The 14,755-nt window shown below is 44.6% G+C and carries 11 protein-coding genes and 1 pseudogene; 8 read left to right on the top strand and 4 right to left on the bottom strand.

Going from position 1 to position 14,755, the window contains the following annotated elements:
* Positions 1-210 precede the first annotated feature (210 nt).
* On the bottom strand, positions 211-1,593 hold the full coding sequence (gdhA, locus tag ACFSUO_RS10075) for an NADP-specific glutamate dehydrogenase (protein ID WP_382393663.1): 1,383 nt from the start codon (positions 1,591-1,593) through the stop codon (positions 211-213).
* 271 nt (positions 1,594-1,864) lie between these two features.
* On the opposite strand from gdhA, the gene ACFSUO_RS10070 reads away from it, so the two are divergent.
* From ACFSUO_RS10070 to ACFSUO_RS10060, 3 genes are all read left to right on the top strand, one after another.
* On the top strand, positions 1,865-3,283 hold the full coding sequence (locus ACFSUO_RS10070) for a SpoVR family protein (protein WP_382393661.1): 1,419 nt from the start codon (positions 1,865-1,867) through the stop codon (positions 3,281-3,283).
* Positions 3,284-3,427: 144 nt separating this feature from the next.
* On the top strand, positions 3,428-3,814 hold the full coding sequence (locus ACFSUO_RS10065) for a sigma factor-like helix-turn-helix DNA-binding protein (protein ID WP_382393659.1): 387 nt from the start codon (positions 3,428-3,430) through the stop codon (positions 3,812-3,814).
* A 225-nt stretch (positions 3,815-4,039) separates the two neighbouring features.
* Positions 4,040-4,792, top strand: coding sequence for a hypothetical protein (locus ACFSUO_RS10060; RefSeq protein WP_382393657.1), 753 nt, complete (start codon positions 4,040-4,042; stop codon positions 4,790-4,792).
* Positions 4,793-5,787: 995 nt separating this feature from the next.
* On the opposite strand, the gene ACFSUO_RS10055 is transcribed toward ACFSUO_RS10060, so the two are convergent.
* Positions 5,788-6,693, bottom strand: a complete 906-nt coding sequence (locus tag ACFSUO_RS10055; protein ID WP_382393907.1) for a nuclease-related domain-containing protein — start codon at positions 6,691-6,693, stop codon at positions 5,788-5,790.
* A gap of 183 nt (positions 6,694-6,876) precedes the next feature.
* Here ACFSUO_RS10055 and ACFSUO_RS10050 point away from each other — a divergent pair, with 183 nt between their 5' ends.
* Complete coding sequence (locus ACFSUO_RS10050; RefSeq protein WP_382393655.1) at positions 6,877-7,617, top strand: hypothetical protein; 741 nt, start codon at positions 6,877-6,879, stop codon at positions 7,615-7,617.
* A gap of 263 nt (positions 7,618-7,880) precedes the next feature.
* On the opposite strand, the pseudogene ACFSUO_RS10045 reads toward ACFSUO_RS10050, so the two are convergent.
* Positions 7,881-8,000 (bottom strand): annotated as a pseudogene (locus ACFSUO_RS10045) (monooxygenase family protein); the annotation flags it as partial.
* A 115-nt stretch (positions 8,001-8,115) separates the two neighbouring features.
* Between ACFSUO_RS10045 and rlmH the strand changes: the two are divergent.
* Entirely contained in the window at positions 8,116-8,595 is a 480-nt protein-coding gene (gene rlmH / locus ACFSUO_RS10040; protein WP_382393653.1) for a 23S rRNA (pseudouridine(1915)-N(3))-methyltransferase RlmH, read from the top strand.
* 43 nt (positions 8,596-8,638) lie between these two features.
* On the opposite strand, the gene ACFSUO_RS10035 is transcribed toward rlmH, so the two are convergent.
* Positions 8,639-9,733, bottom strand: a complete 1,095-nt coding sequence (locus ACFSUO_RS10035; protein ID WP_382393651.1) for an NADH:flavin oxidoreductase — start codon at positions 9,731-9,733, stop codon at positions 8,639-8,641.
* Between the two features lie 934 nt (positions 9,734-10,667).
* Here ACFSUO_RS10035 and ACFSUO_RS10030 point away from each other — a divergent pair.
* From ACFSUO_RS10030 to ACFSUO_RS10020, 3 genes are read left to right on the top strand one after another with little or no spacing between them, the layout of a single operon-like run.
* A complete protein-coding gene (locus ACFSUO_RS10030; protein ID WP_382393649.1) occupies positions 10,668-11,132 on the top strand; it encodes a MarR family winged helix-turn-helix transcriptional regulator in 465 nt (154 codons plus the stop codon).
* A complete protein-coding gene (locus tag ACFSUO_RS10025) occupies positions 11,129-12,862 on the top strand; it encodes an ABC transporter ATP-binding protein (protein ID WP_382393647.1) in 1,734 nt (577 codons plus the stop codon). The genes ACFSUO_RS10030 and ACFSUO_RS10025 overlap by 4 nt, the downstream gene beginning before the upstream one ends.
* The gene (locus ACFSUO_RS10020) at positions 12,859-14,652 is read left to right on the top strand and encodes an ABC transporter ATP-binding protein (protein ID WP_382393645.1); all 1,794 of its coding nucleotides are present in this window, start codon (positions 12,859-12,861) and stop codon (positions 14,650-14,652) included. Before ACFSUO_RS10025 ends, ACFSUO_RS10020 begins: the two co-directional genes overlap by 4 nt.
* Positions 14,653-14,755 lie beyond the last annotated feature (103 nt).

Here is a 14,755-nt window from a genome sequence, read left to right as displayed (position 1 = left end):
GCTCCGCGCCGTTTGCTGTTAGCTGAAATGACATAATAGGTGGATTTTCTTATCGCAAGTTGTTCCGTCCATATGGGGAACCGAACACGAGAAGGACATACCGGAAGTTTGGAGGTTTTTATTTTTGCGGGCCAGGTATGAATCTCCCATACATACCGGGGGCATGCCCGGCCAGCGAGCGCCTTAAGTCGCCGCCAGACCAAAGATGGCTTAAATAATCCCTTGTTCCATCATAGCGTCAGCTACCCGGATGAATCCTGCGATATTAGCCCCGGCAGCCAGATTGCCTGGATGGCCATAATCCTTTGCAGCTTGCCGGCAATTTTGATAAATGGATTTCATGATTTCGTGCAGTTTGGCGTCCACTTCCTCGGATGTCCAGGATAGTTTGCCACTGTTTTGAGCCATTTCCAGTGCAGACACGGCTACACCACCGGCATTGACGGCTTTTGCTGGTGCGAAGAGGATGTCACTGTTGAGGAATACATCAATTGCTTCCAAATTGGATGGCATGTTGGCACCTTCACAAACTGCTTTGACACCATTTTCAGCAAGTAATTGAGCCGTTTCTCCGTCAATTTCATTCTGGGTCGCACATGGCAGGGCAATATCACAAGGAATCGACCAGATACTGCTGCAGTCATCAACAAATTGGGCATGCGGGTGCTTTTCCACGTAGCTGTAAATCCGCTCATTGCCGGCTTCTTTTAGTTGTTTGACGGTATCAATATTGATGCCTTCTTCATCATAGATAAAGCCGTCTGAATCACTGCATGCCACAACAGTTGCGCCAAGTTCGACTGCTTTTTCCATGGCATAGATGGACACATTTCCGGAACCGGACACAACCAGGGTGCTCCCTTCAAACGCAAGCCCCTTGTCCGCAAGCATTTCTTGTGCAAAGTAAATCGTACCATACCCTGTGGCTTCTTTCCGGGTCAGGCTACCGCCATACCTGAGCCCTTTCCCAGTCAGAACGCCAGGTTCAAAAGCGCCGCGGATGCGTTTGAATTGGCCGAATAAATAGCCTATCTCCCTGGAGCCAACACCGATATCACCTGCTGGCACATCTGTATCAGGGCCGATATGCCTGTAAAGCTCGGTCATAAAACTTTGGCAGAAGCGCATGATTTCTACGTCAGACTTCCCTTTCGGATTAAAGTCTGCACCGCCTTTTCCACCACCAATCAGCTGCCCAGTCAACGCATTTTTGAACACTTGCTCAAACCCAAGAAACTTCACGATACTGGCATTAACCGATGGATGAAATCTTAGCCCGCCCTTATAGGGACCGATTGCACTGTTGAACTGCACGCGAAAGCCGCGATTGACCTGGACCTTACCATTGTCATCCACCCACGGGACTCGGAATGTAATAAAGCGTTCCGGTTCCGTCATTCGCTCCAGTATGCCGTAATTCATGTACTCGGGATATGCAGTAAAGACAGGTACAAGCGAGTCAATAATCTCTCTGACCGCCTGAAGAAATTCTTCCTCGTTCGGGTTGCGCTGTTTGACCGTTTTATACACACCTGTGACATAATCCCGTGCCGCCTGTGTTCCCGTCTGTAAAATACCTTCTGTCGTCTCCATGGCATCGAACTCCTTTTTGTAAGATTACTGAAATCTGTATCAGCTTAACCCTGCCGTCCGTTTTCCGAAAAGTAACTGAAACGTATATAATTCTTTATTATATAATGAAATTCTGATTTTAACAACAATATCGAAAATTATTTATGAATTTTTTTACGAAATTCAAAGTGCTATTTTTACTAGACTTTTTGGAACAGCCTCGGTAACGAGTAAATTGTTTGGTCAAATTTTCCCCTTCGTATCATACACTGTAAAAAGGACATTTGGAGGGATGATGGTGACGGATACACGAGCGCTGAGCCGTGCGATTGATGAAATTACGGAAATTGCCTCGGGATTCGGCCTGGACTTTTACCCGATGCGATACGAAATATGCCCGGCCGATATCATTTACACATTTGGAGCTTACGGGATGCCGACGCGCTTTTCCCACTGGAGTTTCGGCAAACAGTTTCACAAAATGAAAACCCATTACGACCTCGGATTAAGCCAGATTTACGAACTGGTGATTAATTCCAACCCGTGTTATGCATTTCTTCTTGATACGAATAGCCTCATTCAAAATAAGCTCATCGTCGCGCATGTGCTTGCCCACAGTGACTTTTTCAAAAATAACGTCCGGTTTGCCGTAACAAGACGTGATATGGTGGAGAGTATGACTGCAACAGCGGAGCGGATTGAAAATTACGAGTTGATCCATGGAAGGGAAAAGGTGGAGCAGTTTCTGGATGCTGTTCTATCGATTCAGGAACATATTGACCCGTCTATTATGGAGCCGAGTGGCCCGGGCGATGGGAAGGATGATGAAAGGACCCCCGCCGCCAGTCAGGTGCGTAAAACGCCCTACGATGATTTGTGGAGTTTGGATAAGTCTGCCGAGTCAAACAAGCAGCTGCCCGCAGCACCAGCGACATTTCCACCCAAGCCGGAAAAGGATGTGCTGCTCTTTATTGAGGAATACAGCCGCGAATTGGATGACTGGCAGCGCGATATTTTGACAATGATGCGGGAAGAAATGCGCTATTTCTGGCCGCAGCTCGAAACGAAAATCATGAACGAAGGCTGGGCATCCTTCTGGCATCAGCGGATTTTGCGGGAGATGGATCTCACTCCTGAAGAAGCGGTGGAATTCGCGTCATTGAACGCCAGTGTCGTCCAGCCGTCCAAACAGCAGATTAACCCGTATTATCTTGGAGTAAAAATGTTTGAGGATATTGAAGCGCGCTACAACAACCCGACAGAGGAAATGCAGAGGCTAGGAGTGGAACCGGGGTCGGGCCGGGAGAAAATTTTTGAAGTGCGGGAAATTGAATCTGACATATCATTCATCCGCAATTATTTAACAAAAGACCTTGTTCAGCAGGAAGACATGTACCTGTTCGAGAAACAAGGTTCCGATTACACGATTACCGATAAGGAATATGAACAGGTCCGCGGCCAGCTCATTACCCAGCGCGTGAATGGGGGCTTCCCGTATATCACCGTCGAAAATGGTGATTACATGCGTAATGGGGAACTATATTTGATGCATGGCTATGAGGGAACCGAACTCGATCTGCATTATTTGGAAAACGTCCTGCCGTATATTCACCAGCTGTGGGGGCGCACCGTCCATATGGAGACCTTCGTGGAAGATAAGCGGGTTGTTTTCTCGTATAACGGGGAAAGAATTTACCGGAAGTTTTTGTGATCGGGCGGGGCCTCAACTGGTCAGGCTTGGAAGGATAAACTTTGATTAGGAAGTAGGCAATCGCCTGCTTCCTTATATATTTTAAATTAAATTTAGGTTATGATATATATGACTAAAATACGATATCTGAGGGGAAGAGGATAAATGGGAATTGAAGTCGATTTTACAAAGGAAGATGCTATTTTTTTTCTGGATATGACTAATTCACCTATAAGCCCAAACCATAAACCTGTTTTTTTTAAGAGAATGCCATTTTTTCAGTTACTTTCGGATAAAGAGTCAAGAGACTATAAAAGGTTTATTAATGTATATGACGCTATGAGAGAAATACTTTCGGAAAGAGACCGAGTCATTCTGGATTGTTCATACGGGTATCAATGCGAACCTTTAAATTTAAGACAGATTGGTGAAAAAATAGGTGTTACGCGAGAACGGACAAGGCAATTACGATACCAGGCACAAAGAAAAGTTTCTTACCGAATTAATAAATCGTTTAAATTTAAAAAACGCTTTCCTCGCAAGAACATTTGAAGACTTATCAAATAAAGGTTCTGTAAAGAAAAGGAGGAATCAGAATGAGGTGGCAGGAAGTAAGGGAGTTGTATCCAAGTCAGTTTGTTTTAGTTTCCATGCTTGATTAGAACAAGCTAGAATTATATTCAATAGTGCTTGGTTCCACATTAACTGGCCGTCTGTCCCGGATGTGGCTCTTATCGCATATGATGATAGCAAAACGCGATAAGGGATGTGATCAGCATGGGATTATATATGAACCGAGATGAACATCCATTGGTTTACAAAAATGATACGGCAATCCCTGAGCCGAATCAGGGGTATTTTCACAAAGATACATTCTCCGAAATGATCCAGGAACAGAAGGAAGTGAATAAGCAACTATCTAACGCCTTTCAGGAATTGAAAAAAACCCATCAGCAGCAAAACCGTGCAGCTGCGGGCAAATGGCAGGAAATTACGCGACAGTTGAACGCTTTGAAAGAACGGGAGGAAGAACAAGTTGTGTTTGAGAACCAGGCACTGGAATGGCTGCAGACGCTCGAGGAAAATAACAAACAGCTGGCAGCCATGCTGGAAACTGACGATACTCACAAACAGGAAACCGCTGCCCGTATCGACGCACTCAGCCAGTCGAACCAGGAGATTGCCGCGCGTCTGGCAGCTTATGAATCCTGGAACAGCGGTATAAAAGAGCATCTGGAAAAACTCGCTGAGCAGAACGAACAGCTGTCCACCCAGTTATCCGAACAGGATCAGACACAGGACAACATGCTTAACCGGCTGGGAAATCAGGAAGCCCTTTTGGAAAAAGTCAACCGGCAGATCAGCGAATTCCGGGCAATCCTGTATGAACGGAGCAGCCATCTGGCGGAAAAAATTGAGGACAGCTGCAAAGTAACCTCGTCGTACGTGTATAAATTGATGAGGGGTTCCGACCAGCCATTGACACTGCTGATGGATCAGAAAAAAGTAGAAAACGATAGTCGTGAATAATCGGTGCTTGAAAGCAGTTTAAAAGGTCTCGAGAGTATATCTCGAGGCCAAAAATCACCTCGAAAGCAGCCAAAAAGGTCACGAGAGCCCATCTCGAGGCCAAAAATCACCTCGAAAGCAGCCGAAAGGGTCTCGAGAGCCCATCTCGAGGCCAAAAATCACCTCAAAAGCAACCGAAAAGGTTTCGAGAGTCCATCTCGAGGCCAAAAATCACATCGAAAGCAGCCGAAAGGGTCTCGAGAGCCCATCTCGAGGCCAAAAATCACCTCAAAAGCAGCCGAAAGGGTCTCGAGAGCACTCCTCGAGGCCAAAAATCACCTCGAAAGCAGCCGAAAAGGGTCTCGAGAGCACTCCTCGAGGCCATAAATCACCTCAAAAGCAGCCGAAAAGGTCTCGAGAGCCCATCTCGAGGCCAAAAGTCACATCGAAAGCAGTAAAAAAGGTTTCGAGAGCCCATCTCAAGGCCAAAAATCGCATCGAAAGCAGCCGAAAAGGTTTCGAGAGCCCATCTCGAGGCCAAAAGTCACATCGAAAGCAGTCAAAAAGGTTTCGAGAGCCCGTCTCGAGGCCAAAAGTCGCATCGAAAGCAGCCGAAAAGGGTCTCGAGAGCCCATCTCAAGGCCAAAAATCACCTCCAAAGCAGCCGAAAAGGTTTCGAGAGTCCATCTCGAGGCCAAAAATCACCTCAAAAGCAGCCGAAAGGGTCTCGAGAGCCCATCTCGAGGCCAAAAGTCACATCGAAAGCAGTCAAAAAGGTTTCGAGAGCCCGTCTCGAGGCCAAAAGTCACATCGAAAGCAGTCAAAAAGGTTTCGAGAGCCCGTCTCGAGGCCAAAAGTCGCATCGAAAGCAGCCGAAAAGGGTCTCGAGAGCCCATCTCAAGGCCAAAAATCACCTCCAAAGCAGCCGAAAGGGTCTTGAGAACCCATCTCGAGGCCAAAAATCACCTATATCCAGGCGCTATAAACGACCTTCAGCTTCCAATGCAAAAATCGCTTTATTCATAATAAGCCCATCGGTTTGTCCCTTTCTTTGTATAGTTATCATCTAATATTTTCCTTATCCTTTTTTGGTATTTCACTACTTGGCACCATTCCTGAATACTGCGTGTCGTAATCTTATGTTCCGGAAACAGTAGCTTAAATTCCTCAACTGCCCGCACGACAGCCATTTCAACGATTTCTTCATGCTCACATTCTTTACAAACAAGTTTTCTCCCTTCAACCGCAGTGGAAAAGGATTTGCATGCTAAGCAAGTAATTCCTTTTCGCACGTCCCCATACGTATAGGATGGCAGCTGCTTATAAGGCGAATCCTCTATATGAAGAGAGATCAACTTGTCTGCTATCCACTTGTGTTTTTCATTTAAATGGGAAGGCGTTGAATTTAATTTATTCAGGTAGTTTTTGATCTGGGTTGGTAAAATCATTGGCTTATCAAGAGGTGCCTGGTATAACGTAAATTCCGGATTGATAAAAACCAAAGAGGCGTCAATTGGAAGATTAATTTTGTCTTTGAGGAGTAGCTGTCGCAGTAATGATTCGCTTCTGCTTAACTGGTGCAGAGGATTTGTAATTTCATATTGAGGCAACTTAATAAATTTATCTGCTTCGTAATTATAATCCTCTTCAAAATTCTTCACTTCAAACAAATGAATTTTCCTGGATGAGATGAGCAGCGAATCAATTTGAAAGAGCGTGTTATTAACTTTCAGCAGCAGGTCATTTAATATGAAACAGTCCCACGTAAGCTTTTCAGTTAATGAATCAAATTGGACCTCACCTTCATAGCCCTTGGTCAAGTTTATGAGATGCTGCTTATCCTTTGAAGATAAAGTCATTCGCGTATCCAGGGAGCTTAGTTGTTGCAGTTCTACAGGTTTCGTGCGTGTTTTGTATGGCAATGGCATGTCCCACATCCTTTCTTTATTAATATCTATCATACTAAATGTTTGCAACTTTATATAGTAATTTATTAAATTAATTGAAAAATAAAAAAGGAAATGGAAGATAAATGTCGAATCATTAAGAGAGTGGCATAAAGCCCGCGCTTTTTGCCCCAAAAACTACTCGGAAGGAAGGATGTTATGAAGAATGCAGATAGAACAACTGAAAAGGTGGTACCATTTGCACAGTCAACGTTCAGTGCAAAAGCATTTCGGCATGATTACCCGGTTTCAGATGATGTAAAGGAGGAATTGCTCCTCGAAGTCTACAAGGATTTCACGCATTTTTTGTTAAAACGTTACTTTGCTGTGTACCAGGAGATGCTAAGTGAATTTATCGACGATCACCAACCGCGGAAGGAAAAACGGCAAGCACTGGAGCATAATCTATTTTGGTGGAAATTAATGTATGATTCGGCAGGAGCAGACGTTACTTTCACAGAAGACTACATCGCCGAAAACGATCAGCAATTGCACAATAAGCCGCTTATCACATCCTGGCTACTGGAATGGGATAAGGCAATACCGAAGTTTTACTACGTCGGCTATAAATATAATGATCGTGTCCTTGTCGTTGTTGACATGCTGACAAATGAAACACTGGATGTCATTGTATATGCCCCAGACGCTGTACCGCCAAAAAAAGGTGAAATTGTCATGGGTACACTGATCCCAGTTGGTGATGCACTATATTTTCCAATCATTGATTTCTACCATTTTGATATGGAAGCCAGTAAAGATTTGGCACCCCCCATTATCCACAACTATGAAAAGCATTCGAATACCTCCAAGTATGAAGCATTTATCCACGTATTATCTGTGGCACTGCAAATAGAGCGTATCATCTTCCAGGAAAATCAGCAGAAAACACCTCTTGAATAATTTAACCGTCAGCGCATCCCCAGCCTCAGCAATTTCCTAGTTGGATATGATGTGATTTTTTCCACGCGATCAAGCGTTCTACCATTTGGAATATAAGTAAGCAGTAAATTTCTCATCTCCCTATTTACCCAACCAAACATCATTAATCGTACAGATGATCTTGCATTTTAATGCAAATAAACCCGTATCACTATAATAGTGGTACGGGTTTTTATCTAACACAAGCTTCACATCCCACCCAATCTTTTTCTTGCTGATATCGTCTAAGCGGTAATCGGTGTGTGACTTGCTGCCCTTGCAAGTCCGTACACCGGCATATTTCCATAAATTGCTTCATAATTGCCTTTTGGCACAACGTATGTCTCGTGGTAAATCCCGACCGCATAGGTATTCCCAATGCAGCTCCCTGATCATCCCTGGCATCGCTTGTTTATAGTTTTTGCAAACGATTTTTGCTATGCTGAAGATAAGAATGCAAAGCAAAGGACGGGGCAGCGGATGAAAATTGATATCGTGGCAGTCGGAAAACTGAAGGAGAAATATTTGAAGCAGGGCATTGAAGAGTACTTGAAGCGGCTCAGCCCGTACGCGAAAGTTCAAATCACTGAAGTTGCTGACGAAAAATTACCGGAAAATATGAGCGACGCGGACGTGCGTGCCGTGCAACAGAAAGAGGGCGAACGCATCTTAGCCAAAATTGCCAGCGATGCATACGTCATCACGCTGGAGATCAACGGGAAAATGCTGACCTCCGAGAAATTCGCCGCCAAACTGGACGAGCTCGCCACCTATGGCAAAAGCAAAATTACCTTTGTCATCGGCGGTTCCGTCGGTATCAGTGAAGACGTGCAAAAGCGAAGTGACCTTGCCCTATCCTTCTCGAAAATAACCTTTCCCCATCAAATGATGCGAATGATCCTGCTGGAGCAAGTGTATCGGGCTTTTCGGATAATGCGGGGGGAACCGTATCATAAGTGAGGTTAAAATCATGGGGGACAGGAACCCTGGTCCCCCACTGGATTTAAGCCTCAAATTCCTTAATTTTTGCATCCGGATTTAACACTTTTTCTGCCTTAAAGGCTGCTAACGGTTCCTCATTTTTGATTTTGTTGACCCAATCATGGTTAGCCAGGGCGCCTTTACCAAGGGTAATCACATCGCCCTTCCCTTTCTCAATCATACTTCTCGCTTTTTCAGGGTCTTCTAAATGTCCATTAACTATTACAGGAATACCGCCGTATTTTTTCGCTAGAGCTGCAAGTGATGTTTCACTTGTGTCGAATGCGGGCGCCCATGCTTTATACTCCGTCACATGGATATAGTCAAGACCAGTTTGACCTAATTGACCAAAGATGACTTCAGCATCCCGTTCTTTTCCTGCCCACTTATGTGTGTAATCATTTGGTTTCGCTTGTGAAATTCTGATACCAATGGTAAAGTTCTGCCCAACTGCTTCTCGAATTGCTTTAGACACTTCCTCCATTAAATGAACCCGGCTTTTCGTTGAACCACCATATTTATCCGTACGTTGATTTGTATAATCAGTTAGGAACTCGTCAAGAAAATAGCCATTGGCACCATGAATTTCAACCCCATCAAAGCCTGCTGATTGGGCACGTTTAGCAGCATCAACAAACCCGGTTACGACTTCTGAGATTTCTTCTATTGTCGCTTCCCTTGGAGTTGGAAACAAACCCTCGCCTCCATACATTCTTAATTGTTCTCCTTTTGGCTGAATAGCAGATGGGGCCATTGTTTCTTGAGTAAAACGATTTCCTTGTGAAAGGGCCCCTGCATGCTGTAATTGCATAAAGATTTTCGCTCCTGCTTGATGAACAGCGTCGACAACTTTCTTCCATGCTTGAGCCTGTTCCTTATAAGCGATACCTGGTTGATTAAAATAGGCTTGGCTATATTTATCATCAATATAAGTTCCTTCCGTAATGATTAGCCCGAATCCACTCTGGGCAAAAGAAGTATAGTACGATACCATCTGGTCGGTCGCTAACCCTTCAGGTGATGCACTAACACGCGTCATTGGCGCAACACCAATCCGATTATCTAATGTTGTATTGCCTAATGGAACAGTCTCAAATAATGATTTTATGTCTCGCATTGTCAAAACTCCTTCTTTTATATAGGCTCAAAGCTTATTTTTATTGCAGTCGAATGAGTGAAATGGGCTCTCGAGTCCTTTTCGACTGCTTTCAAGTGCCGTTTTGGTCTCGAGAAGGGCTCTCGAGACCTTTTCGACCGCTTTCAAGTGCCGTTTTGGTCTCGAGACGGCCTCTCGAGTCCTTTTCGACCGCTTTTGAGTGCTGTTTTGGTCTCGAGAAGGGCTCTCGAGTCCTTTTCGACTGCTTTTGAGTGCCGTTTTGGTCTCGAGAAGGGCTCTCGGGCCCTTTTCGACTGCTTTTGAGTGCCGTTTTGGTCTCGAGAAGGGCTCTCGAGACCTTTTCAACTGCTTTTGAGTGCTGTTTTGGTCTCGAGAAGGGCTCTCGAGACCTTTTCGACTGCTTTTGAGCTCTGTTTTGGTCTCGAGACGAGCGCTCGGGTCCCTTTCAGCGGTTTTCGAAGCTACACACCAATCTTCCAAGGCGGAGTATATGATTAAGTGTGTTATATGTTCGTATATCAAACAGAAAAAGCATTTATGAAATTCATTCGCGTAATAAAATATTTATCTAACATTCTCAAATTCCACACCATTCCACCAGGGATATCCGGCTTTTGTCTGCTGATCTCGTCATTAATCATTTGATCATCAAGCGTTTCTTGGGACGGATGTGGATTTTCTTAACTACAAAAGTAGCACATTACACTCTTCGGCTTAAAGCAACCTGTTTCAGGGCCATAGGGACAGGAGCCTTGGACCAGGGTTCCTGTCCCTGTGGTCCTTTAGCCACGTCATTTTCTCCCTTGACATTATAGTTAAACGGGTATAGAATTCTTTGGTGTTCATTTTTGAACAGTTTAAATTTGGGTTGTTTCATTTGGAACAATTGGGAAGAATAAACCGGATGAATTTTCCTTTAAAGGCGGGTGAGGATATGGATAAAGATATATATGAAACAAATCGGCCAATGGCACTTATGCAATCATTCTGGCAGCTGCAGAAATCAATTATGACACAGGTTAAACAGACAGCCATCGACAATGAACTGTCCATTCCGCAATTTGCGATCCTTGTCATGATGCAGCACAACAAGCAGATATCACAGAAAAAATTGCAGGCCCGGACACATTATCCTAAAAGTACGTTGAGCCATGCGATAGAAGGGCTTGTTCAGGCCGAACTGCTTAACCGGACACATGTTGAAGGCAATCGAAGGGAAATGAATTTAGCATTAAGTGATCGTGGCAAGGCACTGCTTGATGATATGAAATCACAGGAAGACGGTGTGCACAGCCGATTCAAAAATGCCGTCGATTCATTTACAGAAGAGCAGTTTGCCGACTTAATCCATATGCATCAGCATATTGTAACGTTTTTTGAAGGTGGTGAAACCGAATGATCAAGATTCTAAAAAAGCTATCCCCCTATAAATGGATGCTGGCACTTGTAGTTCTACTTGTCTTTGCTCAGGCTATGTCGAACCTCTTATTGCCAACATTGATGGGAAACATCGTTGATAACGGCGTCGTTGAAGGAGATATCTCCTATATTTGGGAAGTTGGCTTGGTTATGCTCGGTGTCTCTGCACTGGGCGTCGGTGTCGCTGTTCTGGCGAGCTTTTATTCCTCGAAATTTGCCATGGGGCACGGGCGTGACATTCGCAGGGATGTATTCAGTCATGTTCAGACCTTTGCATCTCAGGAGTTTGATGAAATTGGGGGAGCTTCCCTTATCACAAGGACGACCAACGATATTACTCAAATACAGCGCGTAATGATGATGCTGCTCCGTATGGTGATCATGGCACCGCTCATGATGGCTGGCGGAATCATTATGGCAGTTTCCAAGGATGCCAAGTTATCACTTGTTGTCCTTGGGGTTATGCCATTTTTGGCAGCGGCCATTATCCTTATTTTGAAAAAAGGTATGCCATTGTTCAAGGCCGTCCAAAAGCGTCTGGATAAATTAAATCTGGTCATGCGGGAAAATTTGACTGGTGTACGTGTCATTCGTGCTTTTAACAAAGAAGATGCTGAATCAGACCGATTAAAAACAGCTAACACCAATTTGACCGATGTGACGATTAAGGTTAATAAACTGATGGCTTTCTTAATGCCACTTATGATGCTACTTATGAACTTAACGGTCGTTGCGATTATCTGGTTTGGCGGCATCCGTATTGATGGCGGAAATATGCAGATTGGCGATTTGATGGCGTTTATTCAGTATGTCATGCAGATTATGTTTTCCCTTGTGATGGCATCTATGATGTTTGTCATGCTGCCGCGTGCAGCCGTTTCGGCCAATCGTGTTAACGAGGTGCTCCAGACCAAGCCGACAATCACCGATAAAGATAGAAGCGCTAAAACAGGATACGCTAATGAGAAAGGTTCATTGGAATTTGATCATGTGACATTCCACTATCCCGGCGCAGAAGAACCTGCGTTAAAGGATATTGATTTCCGGTCAAAACCCGGTGAAATTACGGCGATTATCGGTGGGACGGGATCAGGAAAGTCCACACTAGTCAATCTGATTCCACGCTTTTATGATGTCACAGAAGGATCCATCCGTCTGAATGGAGTTGACATCAGAGAAACCAATCAGGCTGATGTTCGTTCACGGATCGGTCTTGTTCCCCAAAAAGCGTTTTTATTTTCCGGCACAATTGCCGACAATATCCGTTACGGAAAAACGGACGCCTCCATAGAGGATGTTCGCTGGGCAGCTAAAGTCGCCCAGGCGGATGATTTCATTTCCGATATGGAGAACGGTTATGATACCAATCTCGATCAGGGCGGCACTAACCTATCAGGTGGACAAAAGCAACGTTTGGCCATTGCCAGAGCGCTTGTCAGACGTCCGGATCTTTATGTTTTTGATGATAGTTTCTCAGCACTTGACTATAAAACAGATGCCAAACTAAGGCAAGCTTTGGAGGATGAAGTGACTGATGCATCCATCCTTATCGTGGCACAACGAGTCAGTTCCGTTATCAATGCCGACCGGATCATCGTCCTGGATAATGGACAGGTAGATGGTATTGGCACACATCAGGAACTGCTGGCATCCAGTGACACCTACCGTGAAATTGTCAAGTCCCAGTACGGAGAGGAGGGTATCGCATGAGTCAGCCAAACAAAAACGCAAGTCAATCAATGGCGACACTGAAGCGGCTCCTTGGCTATCTTGCGCCAAGACGCACGCGGTTAGTCGTCGTTTTGATTGCTGTGATGTTAAGTACGTTATTTGCTGTTTTGGGTCCGAAAGTAATGGGGAATACGGTTACGGAGGTATTCGAAGGCGCCTATGCAAAACTAACGGGTACCGGTGAGGGGGTTGATTTTGTCCAAGTTGGCAAAATGCTCCTTCTGCTCGCGGGCTTATATATCTTCAGCAGCTTGTTTACGTTTATGCAGCAATATTTAATGGCAAGTGTCGCTCAGAATACGGTATATGACTTAAGGGCTGACATTTTTAAGAAATTGGAAAGGTTGCCACTTAACTACTATGACAGTCATTCGCACGGGGACACACTGAGTCGTGTGATCAATGATATCGACACTATTGGTAATACGCTGCAGCAAAGTATCACCCAGTTCATCCGTTCCATGGTGATGCTTGTCGGGATTACAATTATGATGTTAACCATCAGCCCGTTACTGACGCTTATTGCCATCGTCAGCATTCCTGTATCATTGTTTGTGATTAAACCATTTTTAAAAAAGTCACAGAACTATTTTACCAACCAGCAACATTCACTTGGTAAGCTGAACGGTCATATCGAGGAAATGTATACCGGCCATCAGGTCATCAAGGCTTTTGGTCAGGAGGCGCATGCACAGCGGACATTCGACGATATGAACGAGGAGCTTTACAATGCCGGGCGCCGGGCCCAGTTCATATCCGGGATTATTAATCCGGTAATGACGTTTATTGGAAACTTAAGCTATGTTCTGATCAGTATTGTCGGTGGTCTTTTGGTGACACAGCGGGCTATTTCCATCGGGGATATTCAGGCATTCATTACGTATACCAAACAATTCAATCAACCGATTAATCAAACAGCCAATATTGCTAATGTTATTCAGGCAACCATTGCAGCTGCGAGGCGGGTATTTGATCTCCTTGATGAAGAAGAGGAAATTGCTGAAACAGCATCAGGAGAAGTTTCTTCCGCAGAAGGTGCCGTTACGTTCAACCATGTCGCATTTGGTTATGATGACGAATTATTGATGGAGGATTTGAATATTGACGTCAAGCCCGGAGAGATGGTTGCCATTGTTGGACCAACCGGCGCCGGCAAAACAACAATGATCAATTTATTGATGCGTTTTTATGAAGTAAATGCAGGTTCTATCGAGGTCGACGGTAAAAACATCCAGTCTATGTCGCGGCATGATCTGCGTGCACAATTCGGCATGGTATTGCAGGATACATGGCTGTTTAATGGGTCAATCAAGGATAATATCGCCTATGGTAAACGGGATGCTTCCGAAACCGATGTAATTGAAGCAGCCAAATCAGCCCGCGCTGACCAGTTCATTCGAACATTGCCAGATGGCTATGATACGATTTTGAACCAGGATGCCTCCAATATATCCCAAGGTCAAAAACAGCTGCTTACGATTGCCCGAGCGATATTGGCTGACCCACCAATCATGATTCTTGATGAAGCGACATCCAGTGTCGATACACGAACAGAAGTCTTTATTCAAGAGGCCATGAAACAGATGATGGAAGGCAGAACCAGCTTTGTCATTGCCCATCGGCTGTCTACCATACAGAATGCCGACAAGATCCTTGTTATGAATCAAGGGGATGTCATCGAACAAGGCACACACGACGAATTGCTTGAACAACAGGGCTTTTATGCCGATCTATATAACAGCCAATTCGCCGATGAACAGGCTGGGTAATGATCCAAGGGGCTGGGATATAGCTAAAACGTTTAACACTAAAGATGAATGATGGCCAGAAGAGTCTAGTACAATGTTAAGATAGGTTTAAACAATAAAAAAT

The sequence above is a fragment of the Lentibacillus juripiscarius genome (assembly GCF_042685205.1).
In the GTDB taxonomy this organism is placed as follows: Bacteria; Bacillota; Bacilli; order Bacillales; family Amphibacillaceae; genus Lentibacillus; species Lentibacillus juripiscarius.
The sequence above is the reverse complement of the archived record's forward strand: the minus strand, read 5'-3'. Positions and strand labels throughout refer to the sequence as shown.

What these genes read in the sequence shown, in the direction of transcription:
- rlmH (WP_382393653.1), top strand. Translation starts at nt 8,116, where the DNA reads ATGAAAATTGATATCGTGGCAGTCGGAAAACTGAAGGAGAAATATTTG.
- ACFSUO_RS10060 (WP_382393657.1), top strand. Translation starts at nt 4,040, where the DNA reads ATGGGATTATATATGAACCGAGATGAACATCCATTGGTTTACAAAAAT.
- ACFSUO_RS10050 (WP_382393655.1), top strand. Translation starts at nt 6,877, where the DNA reads ATGAAGAATGCAGATAGAACAACTGAAAAGGTGGTACCATTTGCACAG.
- ACFSUO_RS10035 (WP_382393651.1), bottom strand. Translation starts at nt 9,733, where the DNA reads ATGCGAGACATAAAATCATTATTTGAGACTGTTCCATTAGGCAATACA.
- ACFSUO_RS10030 (WP_382393649.1), top strand. Translation starts at nt 10,668, where the DNA reads ATGGATAAAGATATATATGAAACAAATCGGCCAATGGCACTTATGCAA.
- ACFSUO_RS10020 (WP_382393645.1), top strand. Translation starts at nt 12,859, where the DNA reads ATGAGTCAGCCAAACAAAAACGCAAGTCAATCAATGGCGACACTGAAG.
- ACFSUO_RS10070 (WP_382393661.1), top strand. Translation starts at nt 1,865, where the DNA reads ATGATGGTGACGGATACACGAGCGCTGAGCCGTGCGATTGATGAAATT.
- gdhA (WP_382393663.1), bottom strand. Translation starts at nt 1,593, where the DNA reads ATGGAGACGACAGAAGGTATTTTACAGACGGGAACACAGGCGGCACGG.
- ACFSUO_RS10065 (WP_382393659.1), top strand. Translation starts at nt 3,428, where the DNA reads ATGGGAATTGAAGTCGATTTTACAAAGGAAGATGCTATTTTTTTTCTG.
- ACFSUO_RS10025 (WP_382393647.1), top strand. Translation starts at nt 11,129, where the DNA reads ATGATCAAGATTCTAAAAAAGCTATCCCCCTATAAATGGATGCTGGCA.